The following is a 7,059-nucleotide window of genomic DNA, read 5'->3' as shown; positions in this document are numbered from 1 at the left end:
AGCCAAATCCAACCGTAACGTCGCTGTCGCCAAGCCAGTTTCAGCTCCCAAACACGAGAAATTTGTTCCCTTTCTTGACGTATACGACTCGCTTCAGCTAAGTCAGACCGGCTTGCAGAAGTCTGTTTTTGAGTATGCCTTGCGGGGCTGGCAAAAGGTAAGCCCCGATAAGCCTACGCTGACCATTGTTGACCTTAGCCAGCCTTCTACGCACAAACGTATGTACGTAGTTGATCTGGTCAACAAAAAACTGCTTTTCAATACGTATGTGGCTCATGGTCAGAACTCCGGCGATCTGATGGCCGAGCATTTCTCCAATAAACAATCCTCATTTCAAAGCAGTCTGGGTTTTTACCAGACACTTAGTACGTACATGGGGAAGCACGGTCTGTCACTGCAACTGAAGGGCATGGAAAAAGGCTTCAACGACAATGTTTATAACCGAAACATTGTGCTGCACGGTGCCGATTACGTTTGCGAAGATTTCATCCGCAAGACCGGTCGGTTAGGACGTAGTCAGGGTTGTCCAGCTGTTCCGTATGCTGATTCAAAAGGTATTATTCAGGCGGTAAAAGGTGGCTCTTGCCTGTTCGTTTATTCGCCGAATACGGATTATCTAGCAAAGTCGTCGTACCTCGCCGAGCCGACCGAGATTGCCTCTTTGTAACGCGTAGCATTTTCTCCGTAAACCCTTTTGAAGATGCCTCATATTCCACTTGAAGCCCACTTGCCGGGTATAACCGGACTGCTGGAATATCGGCAGGATTCGGCGCAGCCTATTCGTGAATTAACTCAGATTCTGCTTCGGGGCGAATCCACGCTGACGGAAGGAGAGCGTGAATTAATTGCTACGTTGGTGTCGCATCGAAACGAATGTCGATTCTGTGCGACAGCCCACACGGCTGCAGCGGATATTTTGCTGGGCGAATCTGAAACCTGCGAACTGGTTAAGCAGGATTTTGAATCGGCTCCTGTTTCCGATAAGATGAAAGCGCTGCTGAACGTAGCAGCCTTGGTACAGAAAAACGGGCGAGCCGTAACGCCCGAAGCCGTTGACCGGGCTAAAACAGCCGGAGCTACTGACCGTGAGATTCATGATACGGTTTTGATTGCGGCCCTGTTCTGCCTCTACAATAAATATGTGGATGGGCTGGCGAGTGTAACGCCAACTGACCCAGCTTTTTACGCCTATCTCGGCGAACGTATCACCAGTCATGGTTATAACCGGCTCAAGCAGGGATACGACCATTTGAAAACCCAGTCTTAACGATTAAGCAGCAGATTTAGGCTAACCTATTGTTGTGCGACCCCTTCGGGGTCAAATGTTTATAGCAGCTAGTATTTTCTATAAACATTTGACCCCAAAGGGGTCGTATAGCATACTAATAATTAATCTGTCAAACCGTCTTCGCCGTTTTAATCGGTGCAGTTGTTGCGGAATCAGCATATCCTTTTTCGCAAATCGTTACGGCCCGGCTTCTGAAAAACGACGTATCATCCGGCATCCACGTAGCCAGTCCATCAACGTAGCGATTGAACATACAGAAAGCCGCAGCAATCAACACCGTATCGTGAATTTCTTTGTCCGTTGCGCCTAAGCCTTTCGCCCGGTCAATCTGTTCCGGCGTTACGTGCTTACCGCCTTTCTGAACGCTCCCGGCAATGGCTAACAAGGCCTTCATCTTCTCTGAAATGGGAGCTGTTTCCGGATTTTGCTTTACCTGGTTCACCAGACTCCAGTCAGTGTCGCCAAGCCATTGACTGGCAATAGCCCCATGAATCGTCTGGCAGTATTGACAGTCATTTTCCGACGATACGTAGGTCGCAATCAGTTCGCGTTCGCCCTGGCTGAGTGTATTATCTGGCGCCCAAAGAAGCTGATCAACGAGCAGATTGAGCGGTTTTGTGGTTTCTGGGCTAAAAGCCATTGGTCCCCGGATGCCGGGTAATCCTTCGGGTAATTGAATATGTGCCATTGTTGAATTTATTTAGCGTTCAATATATCCCCACCCGTAAAACAGGTGGGGAATATAACCAACCTATTATGAAAGTTTTTTACCGGACGATTCATTTATGAATCGTCCGGTGTCATTTTGGAAGTTATCAAGCCGGGCTATTAGCTGGGACCGCATAACCATGTTGCGCCAATCGCTCGCCCATCGGTTCATAAATAGCCGGATCAGTGGGCGACAACGTAGACAGCCCATCGACGTAGCGATTGAACATGCAGAACGTAGCAGCAATCAACACCGTATCGTGAATGTCGCGATCCGAAGCGCCATGCTCACGAGCGCGGGCCACGTCTTCATCGCTGACCGTACGGGCATCCATCTGAACACGACCAGCAATGGTAAGCAAGTCTTTTAGCTTCTCTGAAATCGGCGCGGTTTCGTATTCGCTCAGCACAAAATCCACTACGTTACGATCGGGGCCAAACAGTGCCCGGGCCGCAGCCGCGTGGCTCTGCGTACAGAAATTACAATTATTTTGAGCCGATACATACGTAGCAATCAATTCGCGTTCAGCCTGACTCAAGGGCGATTCGCCACGTAGCAGAACCTGAGCCAGTTCATAAAGCGGCTTTCCTGTTTCTGGGCGGTACATAGCCAGGCTCCGAATTCCCGGCACGCCGTCAGCTAATTGAATATGAGGCATTTTTGATAAATTTTATAGATTAAAACTAAGTTGATGACGTTGCCTGACGACTAAACCACGTAGCAACGAAAGCCAGCGCAAACGTCAGCGAGAAGAAAAGCAACGCATTCCCCAAACCGCCAAACACCGTAACCAGCGAGCCGACAAAAAATACGCCGGTTGCCGTCAGAATGCGGCCAATATTAAAGCAGAACCCCGTGGCTGTAGCCCGGATCGAAATCGGAAACAGCAGCGGAATAAAGCTGGATAATGTTCCCTGACTGATCCCAAAACAAAGGGATAATAATGCCGTTTCCGCATAAATCACGGGCGAAAACACCTGGTTCGTACCAAACAAAAGCCAGCACGCCAGCAAACACGACGCAAACGTACCCAGCAACGTTGTTCGCATCCCAAACCGATTTACCAGAAAACCCGACAGCGCTCCGCCCAGAATGCCACCCATACCAAATAGCATCATGGTAAGTCCTCTGGCCTGACGAGCGTCAGTATCGCTGGCAAAAAGTGTTTGAACCCAGGAAGGTGTCCACGAAAAAACAGCCCATAAACCAATCAGAACAGCACTGAAAATGATTGACCCTTGAATGATATTGAGCCGATACTGCGGTTGCCAGAGGGATGGCGTTTCGGATGACGTCGTTTGTCTGGCGCTTTGCCAGCGAGCCGATTCGGGCAACCAGTTGATCACCAGGAGCGCCAACACCAGCGGAATAGCCCCTAACCAGAACGCCTGCCGCCATTGTGCGAATAGCAAATTCAGGCTACCCGCCAAGACAATACCAACCGGAAACGACATCGCCAGCAAACCCAGCACAACAGGACGACCCCGTTCGGGCCAGATCTCTGACAAATAAATGGTTGTAACGACCAGTACGCCACCAACACCCATCCCAGCCATGAAACGGAACCCCGCCAGGATGGGCCAACTCGTAGCCCAGACACCGAGCAACGTAAAGAAACCAACCAGCGTTGTAGCCAGCGTCAGCGCCCGCACTCGGCCAACCCGGTCGGCAATCAGGCCAAAACCCAGCCCTCCCCCAACCCAACCGTACAGAAAAGCGGCATTCAGTATGGCACCCGACGAGCCATCAGCACCCAGATCGGGCAAAATAACCGGCAAAAAAACCGACAGCAACGTTGATACGGTGCCACCGAGCACGTAACACGCAAAACAAAGCCCAAATGCCCGCCAATCTGCCCGATCGGCCGCTACCTGAGGAGGAGAAATGAGTACCTGATTCATAGTTCTTTGGATTGATCAACAGCAATTCTTCGCTTAAAAACTACCGCATCAGTTCATCAAACGTCAGCGTCAGGTAATACAGGCCACCAACGGCCGACGAGCCATACGCCTGCACTACGTAGTTGTTCGCCAGATTACTTGCGCCCAGTTTAAGCGTCGTTTTCAGAGCAGGAACCCGATAACTAACCTGCGCGTCGAGCAACGAATACGATGGAATACGGCCGGGCCGATTTTCGGTGAACGTACCGTACCAGTCGAAGGCTTCCTGCCAGTGCCAGGCTACGCTGAAGCCAACCCGATCGGTTATCCGGTCGTTACTGAGCACTACGTTCGTTTTGAAACGGGGGGTGTTAAACGCCGGAATGTTATTTGGGTTAGCATCCAGAATATTGAATTGCGCCCATGTTGCATTGGCATTCAGCAAATAGCCGCGATTCAGGGTAGCCGTCAGCCCAACACTCGCCCCATCCGTCGACACGCGGTCGGCGGCATTGGTATAGAGTTGAAAAGCCTGCCGATTGGTAGCCGTCAGCACGTCGGCCGCAGCAGCGGGGTTAATGCTTCCATCGCCAAGCAAAACAGCACTGTTTGGCCGGATGACCACCTGATTAATCAGGAAGTTGCGGTACTGACCATGATAATAACTCAGATCGAGCAGCAACCGCGGGGTTAACAACCCTTTATAGCCAATCTCGAATGACTGTAATTGCTCCGGACGAATATAGGGTACGTTCGATTTGACGAGTTTATCTTTATTTTTCGCGACAGCCTGTGGAAAGGGCATCCCTGTTGCCAGATCCTGCCCAAAGGCCGCACCGAAAGCGCCAACCGAAGCCGACGTAAACGAATTCTCATAGGCATTCAACCCCGCCGAATTAGCAGGTGCCCCCCCCAGAATGATAATCGGGCCTACATTTAGCTTAATGAACTGGTCGGGTACAGTTGGATTACGAAAACCCGTTTGATAGCTTGCCCGAAAATGATGTGCATCGTTCGGGGAGAATACGGCAGAGGCACGGGGAGTGAAATTCCCAGCGAAGTTCTGATTCTTATCATAACGACCTGACAATGTGATTTTTAATTTATCCGACAGCAGCGTTTTCGACGCCTGAACAAACGCACCAAATTCCGACACCCGTACTTTGTTCACTTTGTCTTCAAATAACGTACCGTTCGTTTCCATGGCGTAGTAGCGCACGTTTCCGCCTGCCTGAAGGCTTAGGAACGGGAGATGAGACGAAAAATCATATAGACCCTCTACGTGATAAAATTTACTCTGACTCAACACACCCGCGCCCTGCAAACCGGCAATATGAACGTAGCGATCTTTCTCCCGCTCAAATTCGGCAGAACCCGGTACGTAGCGTCCCTGATCGGCAAAGGCCCGGGCGGCATCGTTGCTCTGCCCCGCTACGCCCTGAACAAGTCCGCTAAAAGCAGTGCCATACCGTTCAAACCACGTAGCGTCGGCTTTGTCTGGCGTAACAACATTGCCATTCAGATCGCGTACCCAGGTCCGGTTGATGAGTTGTCCAAGCGATCGGGTGTTATACGAATTATTCGAGTTCTCGGCGGTAGAATACGCCCGAACGAAAAAGTTTTTACCCCGTAGTTCAAGCCGGTGCTGCGTCAGTCGGAAGTCATTCAGCATAAATCGGCTGCTGCCCGTATAATTCGCCGTTCCCTGACTGACATTTATCGCGTAAATGGCTTCGACAGAATTGGTGATCCGGTAATGAACGGCCCCGTTTAACTTTAGGCTATAGACGTCATAATTGGTCAAATCCTTTTCCGCATAACCCGTCCGCGACACCCGCCCGATTCCCGTAATCGTTTGCGCAACCTCATCTCCGTAAATGTTTAGCGCGTTCCGGCCTGGATTATTGGCGCCACGTTGCTCCGGATTCGTATTCGGGTCGATGTCAGTGTAATCAGCCGCATACCAGTCGCGCCCTTTCAGGTACGACGCGTTCAGCTTGAAAGCCAGTCGGTTGTTAAACGCTTTGGCGTAACGTACCGATGTCTCGGAGAAAAGCTTGGCACCATCGCCCGTTGGGTCGGCAACGTGATTAACGCCGGTTCGCTGCTGAACGCTTAACCCCTGATAATCAAACGGATTTTTCGTTTTCGTGTAAAGCAGTCCGTTAAAGGCAACCGGACCATAAAGCGCCGAAGCCGCACCGGGAATTAACTCGGCAGATTCAACGTCTAAATCCGATACGCCTAACAAATTACCAACCGAAAAACCCAGGCCCGGCGACTGATTATCGACACCATCGACCAGTTGCAGAAACCGGCTGTTGCCCGTCGAGTTAAAGCCGCGCGTATTGATCTGGCGATACGTTAATCCGCTGGTCACCATATCGACGCCCTTCAGATTGTTCAGCGCTTCGAAATAGTTTGCCGAAGGCGTCTGTCGTACAGCGCGTGCATCGAGTTTTTCAACGCTCACCGGCGACCGAAGGATGCTTTCCTCGACCCGCGAAGCCGCTACAACTACCTGATCAAGCTGTTCCGATGACGGCCGTAACCTAATCGTCAACCCCTGATTACCAGACAGTTTTATTTCCTGCCGCTCGTAGCCGATCATCGATACAACGAGTATTTTGGGCAATGCATCCGTCACTGACAGATTAAACTGGCCTTGGCTATCCGTAACGGTTCCCTGTTTGCTTCCTTTAAGCAGCACCGTAGCACCGGCCAGTGGTTTGCCCGTTTCGAATTCTGTTATAGTTCCGGTGAGTTGTGTTTTTTGTGCCCAGCCAGTCGAGGTAAATCCAGCCAACAGGAACACCACAAAAAGTATATGTGTATAAATAGTTTTCATGAAATGGATTATAAAGCACGTCCGAACGAAGTGCACGTATAAATAAGTTGACATGCATCAGCGTCCAGCGTCGATTTGCGTAGACAGAAATTGTCCGCGCCAATCAATACGATGTAAGTTGAGAAAATGAACGAACGCGGCAGCCTGCCCAATTGATCAAGGTAGCATACCGCCCCAGCGCCTGAGAATAAACGTATGCTACGTAGCGAGCCAAACGTAATGGCTAAGCCACGAACGAATTCGTTTAATTCTGAGCGCATGAGTTATTTGTTGCCTGTAGGCAGGCACACGATCATCCTCAAAGACGACCGATTATCCGAACCGCTTATCAAAC

General features: G+C 50.6%; 6 protein-coding genes. 2 read left to right on the top strand and 4 right to left on the bottom strand.

What is annotated here, in order from left to right:
* Both ACOJS8_RS12485 and ACOJS8_RS12480 read left to right on the top strand, forming a co-directional pair.
* Positions 1-667: murein L,D-transpeptidase catalytic domain family protein (locus ACOJS8_RS12485; protein ID WP_420148872.1), on the top strand; the 667-nt coding region annotated here is incomplete at its 5' end.
* A 33-nt stretch (positions 668-700) separates the two neighbouring features.
* The gene (locus tag ACOJS8_RS12480) at positions 701-1,267 is read left to right on the top strand and encodes a carboxymuconolactone decarboxylase family protein (protein WP_420148871.1); all 567 of its coding nucleotides are present in this window, start codon (positions 701-703) and stop codon (positions 1,265-1,267) included.
* Positions 1,268-1,397: 130 nt separating this feature from the next.
* On the opposite strand, the gene ACOJS8_RS12475 is transcribed toward ACOJS8_RS12480, so the two are convergent.
* From ACOJS8_RS12475 to ACOJS8_RS12460, 4 genes are all read right to left on the bottom strand, one after another.
* A complete protein-coding gene (locus ACOJS8_RS12475) occupies positions 1,398-1,976 on the bottom strand; it encodes a carboxymuconolactone decarboxylase family protein (RefSeq protein WP_420148870.1) in 579 nt (192 codons plus the stop codon).
* 127 nt (positions 1,977-2,103) lie between these two features.
* Positions 2,104-2,655, bottom strand: coding sequence for a carboxymuconolactone decarboxylase family protein (locus tag ACOJS8_RS12470; RefSeq protein ID WP_420148869.1), 552 nt, complete (start codon positions 2,653-2,655; stop codon positions 2,104-2,106).
* Between the two features lie 25 nt (positions 2,656-2,680).
* Positions 2,681-3,898, bottom strand: coding sequence for an MFS transporter (locus ACOJS8_RS12465; protein WP_420148868.1), 1,218 nt, complete (start codon positions 3,896-3,898; stop codon positions 2,681-2,683).
* 40 nt (positions 3,899-3,938) lie between these two features.
* Positions 3,939-6,725, bottom strand: a complete 2,787-nt coding sequence (locus ACOJS8_RS12460; RefSeq protein WP_420148867.1) for a TonB-dependent receptor — start codon at positions 6,723-6,725, stop codon at positions 3,939-3,941.
* Positions 6,726-7,059: the final 334 nt, after the last annotated feature.

The sequence above is a fragment of the Spirosoma sp. genome (genome assembly GCF_048594605.1).
Taxonomy (GTDB): Bacteria; Bacteroidota; Bacteroidia; order Cytophagales; family Spirosomataceae; genus Spirosoma.
Note: the sequence above shows the minus strand (reverse complement) of the source record. Positions and strands in the feature narration are given on the sequence as shown.